A 17,251-nucleotide genomic window follows, 5' to 3' on the forward strand; every position below is an offset into this window, starting at 1 on the left:
GAGTATTAAAAAGACGGCCTCCGCAGAGGCCGTCTTGGTTTGCGCTGACGATTACAGCGCTTTCAGGATCGCATCCACGCTGGCTTTGGCATCGCCAAACAGCATATGGGTGTTTTCTTTAAAGAACAGCGGGTTCTGCACGCCAGCATAGCCGGTGTTCATAGAACGTTTGAACACGATAACGTTCTGCGCTTTCCATACTTCCAGCACCGGCATACCGGCGATTGGGCTACGCGGATCGTCCTGCGCCGCCGGGTTTACCGTATCGTTGGCGCCAATCACCAGCACGGTATCGGTATCGGCGAAATCATCATTGATTTCATCCATTTCCAGCACGATGTCATAGGGTACTTTGGCTTCCGCCAGCAGTACGTTCATATGACCTGGCAAGCGCCCTGCTACCGGGTGAATACCAAAGCGTACCTTGATGCCGCGGGCGCGCAGTTTCTCGGTGATTTCAGCAACCGGATATTGCGCCTGTGCCACGGCCATGCCATAGCCCGGGGTGATTATCACGGAGTGCGAGTTCTTCAGCATTTCTGCCGTGTCTTCCGCATTAATCTCACGATGCTCACCGACTTCTTCATCAGACCCCGTAGAAGAACCGTCAGAACCAAAGCCACCGGCAATCACGCTGATAAACGAACGGTTCATCGCCTTACACATGATGTAAGACAGGATCGCACCGGAAGAACCGACCAGCGCACCGGTGACGATCAGCAGATCGTTGCTGAGCATAAAGCCCGCCGCCGCCGCCGCCCATCCTGAATAGGAGTTAAGCATTGAAACGACGACCGGCATATCCGCACCGCCGATGGACGCCACCAGATGCCAGCCAAAAGCTAACGCAATAATGGTCATCACCAGCAGCGCCAGAACCTGCAGACCCACGCTTTCGGTACGAACAAACACCACCAGCAGCAGGAAAGAAACAACCAGCGCCGCCAGGTTCATTTTGTGACGATTCGGCAGCATCAGCGGTTTAGAGGAGATCTTACCGCGCAGTTTGCCAAACGCCACCACGGAACCGGTAAAGGTCACCGCACCGATGAAGATACCAAGGAACACTTCCGTCAGGTGAATGTTCACCAGAATCGGTTCCAGGCCCGTGTCGTGATACAGGTAGCTGTTGAAACCCACCAGTACCGCCGCCAGACCGACGAAGCTGTGCAGAATCGCCACCAGCTCCGGCATCTCGGTCATCTCGACTTTCTTCGCCAGACGAATACCAATCGCGCCGCCGATGATCATCGCCACCAGGATCCACGCAACGTTGCCGGTCTCCGGGCCAAAAATCGTGGCAATCAGCGCAATCGCCATCCCGGCGATACCGTAGTTGTTACCCTGTTGAGAGGTTTCGTGTTTCGAAAGCCCCGCCAGGCTGAAAATAAACAGGATCGCGGCAACAATGTATGCAGCTGTAACTAATCCTCCAGACATATGTTACCCCTTAGTTTTTCCGGAACATTTTCAGCATGCGCTGAGTCACGGTGAAGCCACCGAAAATATTAATGCTGGCAATAAGCACCGCGATAAAGCTCAGGAAACTCACCCAGCCACCCTGGCCAATTTGCAATAACGCCCCGACAACGATGATCCCGGAGATAGCGTTTGTCACAGACATCAGCGGAGTGTGTAGTGCGTGCGACACATTCCAGACCACGTAGTAACCCACTACACAGGAAAGCGCAAACACCGTAAAGTGACCCAGGAACTCTTTCGGCGCGACATCAGCGAGCCAGCCAAACAGTATGACGACCAGCGCCATCAACGCATATTTGCGCCACGGTGAGGCCGGTTTTTTCTCTTCTTTCGGCGCGGGCGCGGCTTTTGGCGCAGCCTGCGGCTGAGCAGAAACCTGGATCGGCGGCGCAGGCCAGGTGATTTCACCCTCGCGAACCACCGTAACGCCACGTACGACCACGTCGTCAAAATCGACGGTGATATTGCCGTCTTTCTCTTTGCACAACAGCTTGAGCAGGTTAACGAGGTTCGTGCCATAAAGCTGGGAAGACTGCGTCGGCAGTCGGCCTGGCAGATCGGTATAACCGATAACCTTCACCCCGTTCTCGGTGGTGGTCACCTGGTTGGGCACGGTATATTCGCAGTTACCGCCGTTTTGCGCGGCGAGATCGACAATCACGCTGCCCGCCTTCATCGAATCGACCATTTCACGGGTGATCAGTTTCGGTGCCGGTTTGCCCGGAATCAACGCGGTGGTAACGATAATATCAACGTCTTTCGCCTGTGCGGCGAAGAGCGCCATTTCAGCTTTGATGAACGCTTCGGACATCACCTTGGCGTAACCGTCGCCGCTGCCGGCCTCTTCTTTAAAGTCCAGTTCGAGGAACTCAGCGCCCATACTCTGAACTTGTTCTTTCACTTCCGGACGAGTGTCAAAAGCACGAACGATAGCGCCCAGGCTGTTTGCCGCACCGATAGCTGCCAGACCAGCCACACCCGCACCAATCACCATGACCTTGGCAGGTGGAACCTTGCCCGCGGCGGTGATCTGGCCGGTGAAGAAGCGGCCAAATTCATGAGCGGCTTCAACAATGGCACGATACCCGGCGATATTCGCCATCGAGCTTAAGGCATCAAGCGACTGCGCGCGCGAAATACGCGGCACGGAGTCCATCGCCATAACCGTCACGTTGCGCTCTGCCAGCTTCTGCAACAGCTCAGGGTTTTGCGCGGGCCAAAGAAAACTCACCAGCGTCGTGCCCGGGTTGAGCAACGGGATTTCCGCCTCTTCCGGCGCGTTGACCTTCAGGATGATCTCTGACTGCCAGACGGCATTTCCGTCAACAATTTCTGCGCCTGCTTGTACAAACGCCTTATCGTCAAAACTTGCCAGTTGACCTGCACCGCTTTCAACCGCGACGCTGAAACCCAACTTAAGCAGCTGCTCAACCGTCTTCGGCGTAGCTGCGACGCGGGTTTCATTGGTTAACCGTTCTCTTGGTATGCCAATTCGCATAATGTTCCCTTCCATCTGTATTTGTGATGATGGTTTATCAATGTTCGCACGAGGCATGCGCGCACTCTCGAAAGAGGTCAGTGTTACCCCAATAAAATAAAACAGTAACAAACTCTGTATAACCTACTGAAAATGACGCCTGTGATCTAGCGCCAAAAAACAGTATTTATTATGAAATTCGCGAAATAGAGATGAATCGAACCGCTGGCAGATAAAATACCCTAAAAATAGCCCACAAAGGCCGATAATTCGCTCAAGCGAAGCGGCAAAACATGATTACGTGCCTGCCAAATACAATTGATTAACATTAAATTAACTTATGAAATTCAACTGCTTTATCAGTTTTGGTCGCCAAATGCCGAAATTTTCGACATATCACAAAATGTTATCTGTGTTGTTACGTCACGTGGCACGATGAGTGAAAATTGACGCAGACACTGACACAATTTAAATGCAATAATCAGCGACGTTTCTAGTCAATAACAATACCAGTACCTGGTTTGCGCAAGGCGAAGGATTATTTTTATGAAGCTTAAGAACACTCTCCTGGCGTCCGCACTTATTTCTGCGACTGCTTTTTCTGTAAATGCAGCGACAGAATTGACGCCGGAGCAAGCGGCTGCCCTGAAACCCTATGACCGCATTGTGGTTACCGGTCGTTTTAATGCTATCGGTGACGCGGTGACCGCCGTATCACGCCGTGCAGATAAAGACGGTGCAGCCTCCTTTTATGTTGTTGATACCTCAGATTTTGGCAGCGGCGGTAACTGGCGCGTTGTAGCCGACATCTATAAAGCCGATGCTGAAAAAGCGGAAGCGTCCAAAAACCGTGTCATTAACGGCGTTATGGAATTACCGAAAGATCAGGCCGTTCTGATAGAACCATTCGATACCGTTACGGTGCAGGGTTTCTACCGCAGCCAGCCTGAAGTGAACGATGCCATCACCAAAGCAGCGAAAGAGAAAGGCGCTTACTCCTTCTACATCGTGCGCCAGGTCGATGCCAACCAGGGCGGCAACCAGCGTATTACCGCATTCATCTATAAAGCTGATGCGAAAAAACGCGTAGTACAAAGCCCTGATGCGATCCCAGCAGATTCAGATGCCGGACGTGCCGCATTAGCCGCCGGTGGCGAAGCCGCGAAGAAAGTTGAGATCCCAGGCGTTGCGACTACCGCGTCTCCGAGCGCTGAAGTCGGTCGTTTCTTCGAAACGCAATCCACCAAAGGTGGGCGTTACACTGTCACGCTGCCGGATGGAACCAAAGTTGAAGAACTGAACAAAGCAACCGCCGCTATGATGGTGCCGTTCGACAGCATCAAGTTCACCGGTAACTATGGCAACATGACTGAAATCTCTTACCAGGTTGCCAAACGCGCAGCGAAGAAAGGCGCTAAGTATTATCACATCACCCGCCAGTGGTCTGAACGTGGTAATAACATGACCATCAGCGCTGACCTGTATAAGTAATACTCAGTACCTTATCAGGTCTACAGCCTTGTAGACCTGATAATTTCCCGCCATCCTCCCCTCTGACCAAACAAAAACAGCAGTATTAAGACTACTTTTCACACTATTAGTCACAAATCTCTCTATCCCCATTGCATGCGTTCTCTTCTCTCCGTAAAATCCCGCGCCTTAGTGGCTTTCACCATTTTTATGCGGTTTGCCAAAATAATTATTCTCTCACTCTCGTTTTTGTCACTGGATACAAATGGAAAAGAAATTGGGTCTGAGCGCACTCACCGCGCTGGTTTTAAGCTCAATGCTCGGCGCTGGTGTTTTCAGCCTGCCACAAAATATGGCGGCGGTAGCAAGCCCGGCTGCATTACTGATTGGTTGGGCGATTACCGGTGCGGGTATCCTTTTGCTCGCCTTTGCCATGCTGATTCTGACGCGTATCCGTCCTGAACTGGATGGCGGCATATTTACCTATGCACGTGAAGGTTTCGGTGAGCTGATTGGCTTTTGCTCCGCGTGGGGATACTGGCTGTGTGCTGTTATCGCTAACGTTTCGTATCTGGTGATTGTTTTCTCTGCGCTCAGCTTCTTTACCGACACGCCGGAGTTACGTCTGTTTGGCGACGGTAATACCTGGCAGTCGATTGTTGGCGCATCGGTGCTGTTGTGGGTGGTCCATTTTCTGGTGCTGCGTGGTGTGCAAACGGCAGCCAGTATTAACCTGGTGGCGACGCTGGCGAAATTACTGCCGCTTGGTCTGTTTATCGTGCTGGCGTTTATGCTGTTTAAGCTCGACACCTTTACCCTCGATTTTACCGGCGTAGCGTTGGGCGTTCCCGTCTGGGAGCAGGTAAAAAACACCATGCTCATCACCCTGTGGGTTTTCATCGGTGTGGAAGGCGCGGTGGTGGTTTCAGCTCGTGCCAGAAACAAACGCGATGTCGGACGCGCTACGCTGCTGGCGGTACTCGCCGCGCTGGGCGTTTACCTGCTTGTCACCCTGCTGTCTCTGGGCGTTGTCGCGCGTCCCGAACTGGCGGAGATCCGCAACCCGTCAATGGCCGGTCTGATGGTGAAAATGATGGGGCCATGGGGTGAAATTATTATTGCCGCAGGTCTGATTGTCTCCGTGTGCGGTGCTTATTTAAGCTGGACGATTATGGCGGCGGAAGTGCCGTTCCTCGCCTCCACGCACAAAGCGTTTCCACGCATTTTTGCGCGGCAGAACGCGCAAGGCGCGCCATCGGCGTCGCTGTGGCTGACCAACATCTGCGTACAGATTTGCCTGGTGCTGATCTGGCTCACAGGCTCCGACTACAATACGTTATTAACCATCGCCTCAGAAATGATTCTGGTGCCCTATTTACTGGTCGGCGCATTTCTGCTGAAAATTGCCACTCGTCCAATTCATAAGGCTGTCGGTATCGGAGCGAGTATTTATGGCATATGGTTATTGTATGCGTCAGGTCCGATGCACCTGCTGCTGTCTGTGGTGCTGTATGCGCCAGGGCTGCTGGTCTTCCTTTATGCCCGTAAAACACACGCGCATGAAAACGTATTAAAACGCCAGGAAATGGCGCTGATCGGCCTGCTGCTTGTTGCTGCTGTTCCGGCGACCTGGATGTTGATGGGGTAACATTGTCCCCATCGTTCGCGACACATGGAGATTACGATGGGTAAAAAACCCCCTTTGCCAATTCTTATCACCGGAGGAGGTCGACGTATCGGCCTCGCCGTCGCATGGCACTTTATTAATCAAAAACAGCCAGTTATCGTTAGCTACCGCACGCATTATCCGGCTATTGATGGCCTGCGAGATGCGGGCGTGCTGTGTATCCAGGCTGATTTTTCCACCGATGAAGGCGTACTGGCCTTTGCGGATGAGGTCAAAGCACAGACGGATGGCCTGCGCGGTATTGTGCATAATGCCAGTGCCTGGCTTGCAGAAAAGCCCGGTGCGCCGTTAACCAAAGTGCTGTCGGCCATGATGCAGATTCACGTCAATACCCCCTACCTGCTCAACCACGCGCTGGAAGGATTGCTGCGCGGGCATGGACACGCGGCCAGCGATATTATCCATTTTACGGATTATGTTGTGGAGCGTGGCAGCGATAAGCACATTGCTTATGCAGCCAGCAAAGCGGCGCTGGACAACATGACCCGCTCGTTCGCGCGCAAACTGGCACCGGAAGTAAAAGTGAACGCCATCGCCCCCTCGCTAATCCTGTTTAACGAGGGTGACGATGCAGAGTATCGTCAGCAGGCATTGAACAAATCACTGATGAAAACAGCGCCGGGTGAAAAAGAGGTCATTGATTTAATTGACTATCTGTTGAACAGCTGTTTTGTCACCGGGCGTAGTTTTGCCCTTGATGGCGGACGTCATCTGCGTTAGTGCAGTTTAATCCAACAAAAAATAAGCAACCATGCGCTCAGGCCCCAGCACACCACTGAACCGCCGAGCGCAACGGGTAAGCGCATAAATCCGGTGAAATACCACAGCGAAACGAGGTAGACAAAATAGGGAATAATCGACCACATGCTGAAGACAATGGTTGTACGCAACGCTTCGATCCCACGTTCACTGGCCACGATATAGTGGGCAATCAACGCAAAGGTCGGGAACAACGGAATTAATCCGGCAATATAGTAGTTCTTTGTTTTCGCCAGCACACCAATCAACACCACCACCAGCGCACCGAGCGCCGCTTTTATAACGAGTCCCATCACTCTGCCTTAACACATCAATAACATCAGCCCCTAGCATAACGGAAGCGTTCTTGTTTAGAAAAGATTAATGGAAGGAAAAACCGGGGCGGTGTATGTTGGCGTTTTATATTCAAAATGAATGATATGAACACCATCGTATTTGTTGAAGATGATCCCGAAGTTGGCTCGCTGATTGCAGCCTATCTGGCCCGGCATGATATTGAGGTTATCGTTGAGCCTCGAGGTGATTTGGCCGAGGAGAAAATCCTGCAAGTTCAACCCGATTTGGTTTTATTAGATATCATGCTGCCGGGCAAAGATGGGATGACTATCTGCCGCGATTTGCGTGGACGCTGGCAGGGTCCTATTGTCCTGCTCACCTCGCTGGACAGCGATATGAACCATATTCTGGCGCTGGAAATGGGTGCCTGTGACTATATTCTGAAGACAACGCCGCCAGCAGTGCTGCTTGCTCGCCTGCGTCTGCATCTGCGCCAGAATGAACACTCAGTCCAGTCTAAAGGCATTCAGGCGGCAACCATCACGCCGCACACGACGCTGCGCTTTGGCACACTCACTATCGACCCAACCAATCGTTCCGTGCTGCTCGGCGGCGAGCAAGTCTCTCTTTCCACCGCAGATTTTGAATTACTGTGGGAGCTGGCAACCCATGCCGGGCAAATTATGGACCGCGATGCGCTGCTGAAGAACCTGCGCGGCGTAAGTTATGACGGCATGGATCGCAGCGTTGATGTCGCGATTTCCCGGTTACGCAAAAAACTGCTCGATAACGCGACTGAACCCTATCGAATCAAAACGGTGCGCAACAAAGGTTATCTGTTCGCACCGCACGCCTGGGACGATGAACCTCAAATGTAATCCCTCCGGGCCGACCATTATACGTTACACCGTCACTTTTAATATCATCCAGATTTGGGTGATGAAGATGGTGAGTATCATCACCGCGAATTAGTCAGCCCTCAAGTAAGATCCAAGCCTTCCCTTTCACGGAAGGCTTTCTTTTGTGTCAACTAAACGTCAGCCCGTCGTATTTTTTCCAACGGTAATTTATTGCAGAAATAATCCAGCAGCCGATAAAGACGCCAATAATCGCAAACCCGACATTCCCCATATGGTCACTCAACTCGCTGACGGTATCCCACACCCCCCCCTGAAGCGAAAATGCGTCAGAGAGAAGCCCCAGCGCCTCCAGCCCGCCAATAAAAAACGCAACAATTACCGAGGTCCCGGTGATGGTCATATTGTAATAGAGCTTACGCTGCGGCTTATTGAATGCCCATCCGTAGGCCTCAACCATCAGGATACTGTCAAGGCAGTCAATCAGCGCCATGCCGCAGGTAAACAGCGCCGGGAACACGAGAATTGACCACACCGACATGCCACTGGACGCGCTTGAAGCAGAAATTCCGAGCAGAGAAATTTCAGTAGCGGTATCAAAACCCAGGCCAAACAAAAAGCCGACAAAATACATATGCCAGTCTTTGCCTACCAGCCGAAACGCCGAGCGGAAAAGCCAGTTCAGCGGGCCTGAAACTGTCATTTCCTCTGTGGTGCCATCGTAAGTACCGGTGCGTTTTAGATGACGAAAAGCCTTCCAGACATGACAGAATATAACGAGATTAATGGTAGCCAGAATCAGCAGAAATACGGCAGAGACCGTGGTACCTATCAGACCGCCGACATTCTGAAACCATGCCATGTGTTGCTTAAACACGCTGGTGGTCAACGCAATGCCAATGCTTGCCAGTACCACAATGGTGGAATGCCCCAGGGAAAACCAGGCTCCCGTCGTCAGGGCGCGTTTTTTCTGCTGCATAAGTTTGCGCGTAGCGCTATCTATCGCGGCGATATGATCGGCATCAACAGCATGGCGCAAACCATAGCACCATGCGATCAGACTAAGCGCCAGTAACGACGTGTTGTTGCTAAACACGGTGAAAGCCCACAGCCACGCCACGATGTTTGCCCCGATGAGTAAGACCATCAACAAAATAATGTTCGGGCGTTTTTTTAATAAAAAAAACAATGCGTTCATTGCTCACAGCCTGTCAAATTTTCGCTAAACAACACACCACACCGCCGTTCACTGATTGATTAATAAAACATTTATCAGGCTAATGATAACTCTAAAGAATTACCAGCCCAGTGTCATAGATCAAAATTGATTCCCCCCAAAAGCGAGTTCCGCGCTCGCTAACTCTGCGATGCGCAGGGGTATCGTGGCGCAGTCTCCTTCTTGCAGAAACCAGGCAGACGACAACCCACACCAGGCAATAATCCACATCAGCAAACGCTGCCGTTCAATCTTCGCGATTTCAGACACAATATTTACCCGTTGTGCGAATCTTTCTGGCTCAATGGCGACAGGTTTGGTGGGATCGGCAAGATCGGGATTAGTAAAAATATTGGCGTAATCAAAGCCACGCTCGCCCACCAGCCCTTTAGGATCGATAACCAGCCATCCTTTCGTTCCGAAATCAAGAATATTGCCGTGGTGTAAGTCACCGTGCAATACGACTTCATTCTGGGGAGAGGAGAGCAATACGTTTGCCACCTCTGCACAATGCGTCAGGATGCCGCCATGCTTTTTCGCGGCAGGAGCCAGACAGCGAAACCAATAAAGCAGCGGTGTTAACGCAGGCGTTGACGCATTCCGGGGGAGATGGAGTCGACTGGCTGCATGGCAAATAATGCGACAGGCCTGCGCATCATTGCCAGACCAGGACATGTCCGCTAAAGACCCCGCCCCTGTTGCACGTTCTAACAGAATCGCCCCTGCTGCATGAGCAAGCACTTTCGCAGCACCATTCCCGTTCCACCAGACCATTAGTTCGCAGCCGTTTCGTTCACTGTCATCGTCGGTGAGTTTGAGTATGGCTTTCTGACCATCTTTGGTCACCACGGGCAAAAGCTGTGATGTGTGCGTCTCAAGCGGTTGGCCATCAGGAGTAAGTCCCCAACGGCTGAGCCAGGAGTTGAACAGACTATTTTCCAAACATTATCCTCATTTTTTTCGCCGGAAATGCCCCTCGACAGGGACGGTGTAGACATTATTCCTGCTTTCTGCTGGTTGGGCCACAACGACCCACGCCCACCATTCCTGGCTTATCGTGTAGAGCACTAAAGGGCACACCCTTGCGTATCGGTGTGCCATGCTGACTGTGTTTTTTCAATAGAGGAAGACACGATGATCACGTTATGCAAAGCCTGTGGAACATCCTATGAGGTGGCAGACGCCCTTCCTGAACATTGCGATATCTGCCAGGACGAACGTCAGTATGTTCCCGCGACCGGGCAGGAATGGGTCGATTTTGCCGCACTTTGTGCTTCGCACACAAATAAGTGGCGGCAACATGACAGCACCCTCCTCAGCATCAGCACCGTTCCTGGTTTTGCAATTGATCAACGGGCGTTTATTCTGCGTACTCCGGAAGGCAATATTTTATGGGACTGCATTGCCACGCTCGACGACGCCACAAAAATGCTAATAACGTCCCTGGGCGGGCTTAAGGCCATCGCGATTTCGCATCCTCATTACTACACCACCATGCAAGACTGGGCTGACGAATTTAACGCTCCCATTTATCTCCATGCCAACGACCGCAAGTGGGTAATGCGCGACAGCCCGTGGATTAAATTTTGGGATGGCGACACCCTGGAACTGACACGCGACGTCAGTGTGATACGCCTCGGCGGACACTTTGCTGGCGGCTGCGTTCTGCACTGGGCGCGAGATGAAGGCGTGGTGCTTTCCGGCGATATCGTTCAGGTCACCCCTGGGGCGCATGCCGTCTCCTTTATGTGGAGCTACCCCAATATGTTGCCACTGCCAGCCGCAACGGTCAGCGACATTACCCACCGCCTGAGTACGGTGAAATTTAAGCAACTCTATGGCGCGTTTGAAGGGAAAGACATAACGAAAAATGCCGATGACATCGTGCAGCGCTCAGGTGAAAAGTACGTTTCCTGTCTCAAGTAAGCAGGCTGCCTGTCACTGACGTTCACCAGGATGAAATGGGATAGAAATGATAGGCCGCTCCGATGACAGACACATTCACTATCACACTGATAATGAAGTAGGTTTTGAATGGCTGTTTTTGTGTTTTATGGCGAAAGAGTTGTTGAGCGGCTATCGCGCCCCCCCACCCGCCAACAACGCCAAACAGCAGCAAAGTGGACTCTGGTACTCGGCGCCAGGCCCTGCGCGCTGCCATTTTATCCGCACCGTACATTGCCAACGTCAGTATGTTGGCGAGCAAAAACCATATAACAAAGGGATGCGAGGTGAAAATGCAGCCTAACGCTGCGAAAATAAGTAGTAAATAACAACAGCGATTGAAATTCATATTTTTATATCACAGCAATTTTGAGAGTATCGGTGAGCATTATATTATGTATTCGGTGATTTTTTATGAAGAAGCTGTTTGTACAGTTTTATCTCCTGCTGTTTGTCTGCTTTCTGGTGATGACCCTGCTGGTCGGCCTGGTCTATAAATTCACCGCAGAGCGCGCAGGCAGACAATCGCTTGACGATTTAATGAAAAGCTCGTTATACCTGATGCGCAGCGAGCTTCGCGAGATCCCGCCACGTGACTGGGGTAAAACGCTGAAGGAGATGGATTTGAACCTCTCCTTTGACCTGCGCGTTGAACCGCTAAATAAGTACACGCTGGACGTTCAAACAATGCAACGTTTGCGCGAAGGCGATATCGTGGCGCTTGACGATCAATACACATTTATTCAACGGATCCCACGCAGCCATTACGTGCTGGCCGTCGGCCCACTTCCCTATCTCTATTTTCTTCATCAAATGCGCTTGCTGGACATCGCGTTGATGGCATTTATTGCCATCTCGCTGGCCTTTCCGGTACTTATCTGGATGCGTCCGCACTGGCAGGAAATGCTGCGACTGGAAGCTGCTGCACAGCGTTTTGGGGAAGGACATCTGGGCGAACGCCTCCATTTTGACAGCGGTTCCAGCTTTGAGCGATTGGGTATCGCGTTTAACCAGATGGCAGACAATATCAATGCGCTAATCGCCAGTAAGAAACAACTTATCGATGGCATTGCCCATGAGCTTCGTACCCCACTGGTACGCTTACGTTACCGGCTGGAAATGAGTGATAACCTCACCGCGCAGGAATCCCAGGCGCTGAATCGCGATATTGGCCAACTGGAAGGGTTAATCGAAGAATTACTGACCTATGCCCGGCTGGACCGTCCGCAAAATGAACTGAAGCTCAGCGTACCGGATCTGGCCGTTTGGCTGACAACCCATCTGGAGGATGTGCAAAGCGTAAACCCTGAGCGTGCGGTGCGCTTACGCCATCTTAATATTGGCGACTACGGCGCGCTGGATATGCGCCTGATGGAGCGCGTACTGGATAATCTACTGAATAACGCCCTGCGCTATTGCCAGTCTACGGTGCAAGCGAGCCTGTTATTGAATGGCAATCAGGCGACGCTGGTTGTGGAAGATGACGGTCCCGGAATTGCTCCAGACGCGCGCGAACAGGTTTTTGAACCGTTTGTACGCCTTGACCCCAGCCGTGACCGGGCGACCGGTGGTTGCGGGCTTGGGCTAGCCATTGTTCACTCGATCGCATTGGCTATGGGCGGTACGGTCGTCTGTGATGAAAGTGAACTCGGCGGCGCCCGCTTTTGTTTCAGTTGGCCCGTCTGGCATAACATTCCTGAAATTTCAGCTGCCTGACCCATTCGGCTCGGTGGTCAAATGGTGGAGGTTGTGCTATAAAAAAGTATGTTGTAACTAAAATGGTAAATCTATGGCCCGTTACGATCTCGTCGACCGCCTGAACGGCACCTTCCGCCAGATGGAGCAAGAGCTGGCGCTTCTGAACGACAATCTGTTGCAGCAGACGCTGCTGATTGCACGCGTCTTCTCGTTACCGGAAGTGGCCAAAGAGGCAGAGCATGCCCCACTGCAGAACATTGATGTTAAGCAGCATTTAGGTAAAGAGGCTGAAACGCTGGCGCTACGCCACTATCGTCATCTGTTTATCCAGCAACAGTCCGAGAATCGTAGCAGCAAAGCGGCCGTCCGCCTGCCAGGCGTACTGTGTTATCAGGTAGATAACGCAGCTCAGCGCGCTCTGGAAGAGCATATACAGCGTATTAACCAGCTAAAAACCACCTTCGAGCGCATTGTCACGGTGGAATCAGGGCTGGCACCGGCAGCGCGTTTTGAATGGGTGCATCGCCACCTGCCGGGACTGATTACACTGAATGCCTATCGTACGCTCACCCTTGTCAGAGAGCCTGCCACCCTGCGATTTGGCTGGGCCAACAAACACATTATTAAAAATCTGAAACGCGATGAAGTACTACAGCAACTGGAAAAAAGCCTGACGTCGCCGCGCAGCGTACATCCCTGGACGCGGGAAGAGTGGCAGGCGAAGCTTGAACGGGAATATCAGGATGTCGCCGCCCTGGGCCAGCAGGCGCGCCTGAAGATTAAACGGCCGGTAAAAGTGCAGCCCATCGCCCGCGTCTGGTACAAAGGAGAACAAAAGCAGGTGCAATATGCCTGCCCGACGCCCTTGATCGCGTTGCTCAACAATGAAAACGGCATGACCGTACCAGATATCGGCGAGTTACTGAATTATGATGCCGACAATGTTCAGCATCGTTTTAAACCTCAGGCGCAGCCGTTGAGATTGATTATTCCCCGGCTGCACCTGTACGTTGCGGATTAACTGCCTGGCCGCATACTGCCAACCATCAGTTCCGGGCGTACCCAGCTGTCAAACTCCGCTTCGGTTAGATACCCCAGCGCCAGGGCGGAGGCTTTTAACGTCAGCCCCTCTTTGTGCGCCTTTTTGGCAATTTCAGCGGCTTTATCATAACCGATATGGGTATTGAGCGCGGTCACCAGCATTAGTGACTCGTTGAGCAGTTGATCAATTCGTTCACGATTGGGCTCGATCCCTGTCGCGCAGTGCTCGTTAAAGCTTTCCATACCGTCAGCCAGCAGACGCACCGACTGCAGGAAATTGTGGATGACCATCGGTCGGTAAACGTTGAGCTCAAAATTACCTGACGCTCCGCCCATGTTGATGGCGACATCGTTGCCCATTACCTGACAGCAAAGCATGGTCAGCGCTTCACACTGGGTAGGATTGACCTTACCCGGCATAATGGAGCTGCCCGGTTCATTTTCTGGAATCGAAATTTCGCCAATCCCGCAACGCGGACCGGATGCCAGCCAGCGCACATCGTTGGCGATTTTCATCAGCGATGCCGCCAGCCCTTTTAGCGCGCCGTGGGCGTGAACCAGAGCATCGCAGGTGGCTAGCGCTTCAAATTTATTCGGTGCGGTAACGAACGGCGCACAGGTAATGTCCCGCAATTCATCCGCGACCCGACGGGCATATTCCGGATGTGTGTTCAGTCCGGTCCCTACCGCGGTTCCCCCCAGCGCCAGTTCCGCCACGTGGGGTAAGCTGTTTTCAATGTGTCTGAGGTTATGTTCAAGCATTGCCACCCAGCCGGAAATCTCCTGGCCAAGCGTAAGCGGGGTTGCATCTTGCAGATGTGTACGACCAATTTTGACGATATCCGCGAAAGCGTGTGATTTATCACTGAGCGTTTTGGTTAAGACATTTAACTGCGGGATCAGTGAGTTACGCAGCGCCAGCAGCGCGGCAACGTGCATTGCGGTCGGGAACACATCATTCGAGCTTTGGCTTTTATTAACATCATCGTTGGGGTGAACTTTCCGTTCCATCCCCCGCATGCCGCCCAGCAACTCGCTGGCCCGGTTTGCCAGCACCTCGTTCATGTTCATATTGCTTTGTGTTCCTGACCCGGTTTGCCAGATGGCCAGCGGAAACTCATCGCGGTGTTTATCCGCCAACACCTCATCTGCGGCCTGCATAATAGCCTTGGCTTTATCCTCCGCCAGCAGCCCGAGATCCTGGTTAACCTTTGCTGCGGCGCGTTTCGTCAGCGCCAGCGCATGGATCAGCGAGACCGGCATTTTCTCCGTAGAGATACGAAAATGCTCCAGCGAACGTTGGGTTTGCGCGCCCCAAAGCTTATCGGCTGGAACATCAATCGCCCCCATTGAATCATTCTCGCGGCGTACCGTTACCATTACCTGCTCCTTACATTAACAATTGATTAGGTTATGTTTCGACATTGCCCCTTTGCATCGGTCTTATGAGTATTAACGAGGATTAATCTGTCGTTTGGTGGTTCGTGCGGTAAAAAAAAACCGCCCCGAAGGGCGGCTGACGTTACTTAACGCAGCGTGCGCACTGCGACGTCTGAATCTGTTTGAAGAAATCGTTGCCTTTGTCATCCACCAGGATAAACGCCGGGAAATCTTCCACTTCAATTTTCCAGATGGCTTCCATCCCCAGTTCAGGGTATTCCACACACTCCAGACTCTTGATACTGCCCTGGGCCAGCACCGCTGCCGGGCCGCCGATGCTGCCTAAGTAGAAGCCGCCATGCTTATGACAGGCATCGGTCACCTGCTGGCTGCGGTTGCCTTTTGCCAGCATGATCATGCTGCCACCTGCGGACTGAAGCTGGTCAACATACGAATCCATACGCCCTGCCGTGGTTGGTCCAAGCGAACCAGAGGCATAGCCTTCCGGCGTTTTTGCCGGGCCAGCGTAATAGATCGGATGATCTTTAACATACTGCGGCAAACTTTCGCCGTTATCCAGCCGTTCTTTCAGTTTCGCATGCGCAATATCACGGCCAACAATGATGGTACCGTTAAGCGACAGACGTGTAGAAACCGGGTACTGCGACAGCTGAGCCAGGATCTCTTTCATCGGACGATTGAGGTCAACCCGTACCGCTTCGCCTTCTCCCGCCTGGCGCAACTCTTCTGGTATAAATTTGCCAGGATTATGCTCCAGTTTTTCGATCCAGATACCTTCTCGGTTGATCTTAGCTTTGATATTTCGATCGGCTGAGCAAGAAACGCCCATACCAACTGGACACGACGCACCGTGACGCGGCAGGCGGATCACGCGGATATCATGAGCGAAGTACTTCCCGCCAAACTGCGCGCCCAGCCCCAGATTCTGTGCCTCAATCAGCAGCTCTTTTTCCAGCTCCACATCGCGGAATGCCTGACCATGTTCGTTACCTTCGGTCGGCAGCTCATCGTAATATTTAGCCGACGCCAGTTTCACCGTTTTCAGCGTGGCTTCCGCTGACGTTCCACCGATCACAAACGCAATGTGATACGGCGGGCAAGCCGCTGTTCCCAGCGTTCGCATTTTCTCAACCAGGTAATTTTTTAATTTGCCCGGCGTGAGCAGCGCTTTGGTTTCCTGGTACAGATAGGTTTTGTTCGCCGAACCACCGCCTTTGGCAATACACAGGAATTTGTATTCATCGCCATCGACGGTATACAAATCTATCTGTGCCGGCAGGTTGGTACCGGTGTTCACCTCTTTATACATATCCAGCGCGGCGTTTTGTGAATAGCGCAGGTTGTCTTCGATGTAGGTGTTATACACACCGCGCGCCAGCGCAGCTTCATCACCGCCGCCGGTCCAGACGCGCTGACCTTTTTTACCCACGATAATCGCGGTGCCGGTGTCCTGACAGGTCGGCAAAATACCTTTTGCCGCAATATCAGAGTTACGCAGGAATTGCAGGGCCACATATTTGTCGTTTTCGCTGGCCTCCGGGTCACGCAGAATGTCGGCCACCTGCTGCTGATGCGCAGGACGCAGCATAAACGAGGCATCATGGAAGGCCTGACGAGCCAGCAGCGTTAAGGCTTGCGGCGCGACTTTAACAATCTCCTGCCCTTCAAATTCGGCAACGGAGACATGGTCACTGGTCAGCAGATAGTATTCGGTATCATCCTTTTTGAGGGGGAAAGGATGCTGATAATGAAAGGGTTTGTTTGACATTGTGCTCTCACTTACTGCTCGGTCTGGTTATTCTCTGGGCAGATGTTCCATTGCCCTGCTTCCCTGCCGCAGGTCCGGTTGTAGAAGGAAAGGCTTTCTGCAACCGGAATTACTCAGGGTATTAAAAGCGAGTCACCATATCCTACACAATTTTTTAACAAAAACTGAGACAAGT

The 17,251-nt window shown here is 52.3% G+C and carries 15 protein-coding genes; 7 read left to right on the forward strand and 8 right to left on the reverse strand.

Annotated features, from left to right (window positions below; all coding sequences use genetic code 11):
- Positions 1-51: 51 nt before the first annotated feature.
- A complete protein-coding gene (gene pntB, locus HV237_RS12890) occupies positions 52-1,440 on the reverse strand; it encodes a Re/Si-specific NAD(P)(+) transhydrogenase subunit beta (protein WP_016153031.1) in 1,389 nt (462 codons plus the stop codon).
- Between the two features lie 10 nt (positions 1,441-1,450).
- Positions 1,451-2,980: a Re/Si-specific NAD(P)(+) transhydrogenase subunit alpha gene (gene pntA / locus HV237_RS12895; protein WP_029139532.1), complete on the reverse strand. Its 1,530-nt coding sequence runs from the start codon at positions 2,978-2,980 to the stop codon at positions 1,451-1,453.
- Between the two features lie 525 nt (positions 2,981-3,505).
- Between pntA and ydgH the strand changes: the two genes are divergently transcribed.
- The 3 genes from ydgH (at position 3,506) to folM (ending at position 6,836) form a co-directional block, all read left to right on the forward strand.
- Complete coding sequence (gene ydgH / locus HV237_RS12900) at positions 3,506-4,450, forward strand: DUF1471 family protein YdgH (protein WP_016156455.1); 945 nt, start codon at positions 3,506-3,508, stop codon at positions 4,448-4,450.
- A 244-nt stretch (positions 4,451-4,694) separates the two neighbouring features.
- Complete coding sequence (locus tag HV237_RS12905; protein WP_016153028.1) at positions 4,695-6,077, forward strand: amino acid permease; 1,383 nt, start codon at positions 4,695-4,697, stop codon at positions 6,075-6,077.
- 36 nt (positions 6,078-6,113) lie between these two features.
- Positions 6,114-6,836 carry a dihydromonapterin reductase gene (gene folM, locus HV237_RS12910; RefSeq protein ID WP_047358419.1) on the forward strand — a complete coding sequence of 241 codons (723 nt, stop codon included), beginning with the start codon at positions 6,114-6,116 and terminating at the stop codon, positions 6,834-6,836.
- On the opposite strand, the gene HV237_RS12915 is transcribed toward folM, so the two are convergent.
- Positions 6,833-7,168, reverse strand: a complete 336-nt coding sequence (locus HV237_RS12915; protein ID WP_016153026.1) for a GlpM family protein — start codon at positions 7,166-7,168, stop codon at positions 6,833-6,835. The genes folM and HV237_RS12915 overlap by 4 nt on opposite strands.
- Positions 7,169-7,285: 117 nt before the next feature.
- On the opposite strand from HV237_RS12915, the gene rstA reads away from it, so the two are divergent.
- A complete protein-coding gene (gene rstA / locus HV237_RS12920) occupies positions 7,286-8,029 on the forward strand; it encodes a two-component system response regulator RstA (RefSeq protein ID WP_016153025.1) in 744 nt (247 codons plus the stop codon).
- A 148-nt stretch (positions 8,030-8,177) separates the two neighbouring features.
- Here the strand turns inward: rstA and HV237_RS12925 are convergent, their stop codons facing one another.
- Positions 8,178-9,206: a HoxN/HupN/NixA family nickel/cobalt transporter gene (locus HV237_RS12925; RefSeq protein ID WP_047358420.1), complete on the reverse strand. Its 1,029-nt coding sequence runs from the start codon at positions 9,204-9,206 to the stop codon at positions 8,178-8,180.
- Between the two features lie 120 nt (positions 9,207-9,326).
- A complete protein-coding gene (locus HV237_RS12930; protein WP_047358421.1) occupies positions 9,327-10,166 on the reverse strand; it encodes an aminoglycoside phosphotransferase family protein in 840 nt (279 codons plus the stop codon).
- A 192-nt stretch (positions 10,167-10,358) separates the two neighbouring features.
- On the opposite strand from HV237_RS12930, the gene HV237_RS12935 reads away from it, so the two are divergent.
- Positions 10,359-11,150 carry an MBL fold metallo-hydrolase gene (locus HV237_RS12935; RefSeq protein ID WP_047358422.1) on the forward strand — a complete coding sequence of 264 codons (792 nt, stop codon included), beginning with the start codon at positions 10,359-10,361 and terminating at the stop codon, positions 11,148-11,150.
- Positions 11,151-11,172: 22 nt separating this feature from the next.
- On the opposite strand, the gene HV237_RS12940 is transcribed toward HV237_RS12935, so the two are convergent.
- Positions 11,173-11,517 (reverse strand): DUF1294 domain-containing protein, encoded by a 345-nt coding sequence (locus HV237_RS12940; RefSeq protein WP_049041453.1) that lies wholly within the window; start codon positions 11,515-11,517, stop codon positions 11,173-11,175.
- Between the two features lie 65 nt (positions 11,518-11,582).
- Here HV237_RS12940 and rstB point away from each other — a divergent pair, with 65 nt between their 5' ends.
- The gene (rstB, locus tag HV237_RS12945) at positions 11,583-12,884 is read left to right on the forward strand and encodes a two-component system sensor histidine kinase RstB (protein ID WP_016153020.1); all 1,302 of its coding nucleotides are present in this window, start codon (positions 11,583-11,585) and stop codon (positions 12,882-12,884) included.
- 73 nt (positions 12,885-12,957) lie between these two features.
- Positions 12,958-13,887: a DNA replication terminus site-binding protein gene (gene tus, locus HV237_RS12950; protein ID WP_046276336.1), complete on the forward strand. Its 930-nt coding sequence runs from the start codon at positions 12,958-12,960 to the stop codon at positions 13,885-13,887.
- On the opposite strand, the gene fumC is transcribed toward tus, so the two are convergent.
- Both fumC and fumB read right to left on the reverse strand, forming a co-directional pair.
- Positions 13,884-15,287 carry a class II fumarate hydratase gene (fumC, locus tag HV237_RS12955; protein WP_047358424.1) on the reverse strand — a complete coding sequence of 468 codons (1,404 nt, stop codon included), beginning with the start codon at positions 15,285-15,287 and terminating at the stop codon, positions 13,884-13,886. The genes tus and fumC overlap by 4 nt on opposite strands.
- A 142-nt stretch (positions 15,288-15,429) precedes the next feature.
- The gene (gene fumB / locus HV237_RS12960; RefSeq protein ID WP_047358425.1) at positions 15,430-17,076 is read right to left on the reverse strand and encodes a class I fumarate hydratase; all 1,647 of its coding nucleotides are present in this window, start codon (positions 17,074-17,076) and stop codon (positions 15,430-15,432) included.
- Between the last annotated feature and the right edge of the window lie 175 nt (positions 17,077-17,251).

Source organism: Citrobacter sp. RHBSTW-00570, assembly GCF_013739755.1.
Taxonomy (GTDB): Bacteria; Pseudomonadota; Gammaproteobacteria; order Enterobacterales; family Enterobacteriaceae; genus Citrobacter; species Citrobacter braakii.

What these genes read in the sequence shown, in the direction of transcription:
- HV237_RS12925 (WP_047358420.1), bottom strand. Translation starts at nt 9,206, where the DNA reads ATGAACGCATTGTTTTTTTTATTAAAAAAACGCCCGAACATTATTTTG.
- HV237_RS12940 (WP_049041453.1), bottom strand. Translation starts at nt 11,517, where the DNA reads ATGAATTTCAATCGCTGTTGTTATTTACTACTTATTTTCGCAGCGTTA.
- folM (WP_047358419.1), top strand. Translation starts at nt 6,114, where the DNA reads ATGGGTAAAAAACCCCCTTTGCCAATTCTTATCACCGGAGGAGGTCGA.
- fumB (WP_047358425.1), bottom strand. Translation starts at nt 17,076, where the DNA reads ATGTCAAACAAACCCTTTCATTATCAGCATCCTTTCCCCCTCAAAAAG.
- pntA (WP_029139532.1), bottom strand. Translation starts at nt 2,980, where the DNA reads ATGCGAATTGGCATACCAAGAGAACGGTTAACCAATGAAACCCGCGTC.
- fumC (WP_047358424.1), bottom strand. Translation starts at nt 15,287, where the DNA reads ATGGTAACGGTACGCCGCGAGAATGATTCAATGGGGGCGATTGATGTT.
- rstB (WP_016153020.1), top strand. Translation starts at nt 11,583, where the DNA reads ATGAAGAAGCTGTTTGTACAGTTTTATCTCCTGCTGTTTGTCTGCTTT.
- rstA (WP_016153025.1), top strand. Translation starts at nt 7,286, where the DNA reads ATGAATGATATGAACACCATCGTATTTGTTGAAGATGATCCCGAAGTT.
- ydgH (WP_016156455.1), top strand. Translation starts at nt 3,506, where the DNA reads ATGAAGCTTAAGAACACTCTCCTGGCGTCCGCACTTATTTCTGCGACT.
- HV237_RS12905 (WP_016153028.1), top strand. Translation starts at nt 4,695, where the DNA reads ATGGAAAAGAAATTGGGTCTGAGCGCACTCACCGCGCTGGTTTTAAGC.
- HV237_RS12915 (WP_016153026.1), bottom strand. Translation starts at nt 7,168, where the DNA reads ATGGGACTCGTTATAAAAGCGGCGCTCGGTGCGCTGGTGGTGGTGTTG.
- tus (WP_046276336.1), top strand. Translation starts at nt 12,958, where the DNA reads ATGGCCCGTTACGATCTCGTCGACCGCCTGAACGGCACCTTCCGCCAG.
- HV237_RS12935 (WP_047358422.1), top strand. Translation starts at nt 10,359, where the DNA reads ATGATCACGTTATGCAAAGCCTGTGGAACATCCTATGAGGTGGCAGAC.
- pntB (WP_016153031.1), bottom strand. Translation starts at nt 1,440, where the DNA reads ATGTCTGGAGGATTAGTTACAGCTGCATACATTGTTGCCGCGATCCTG.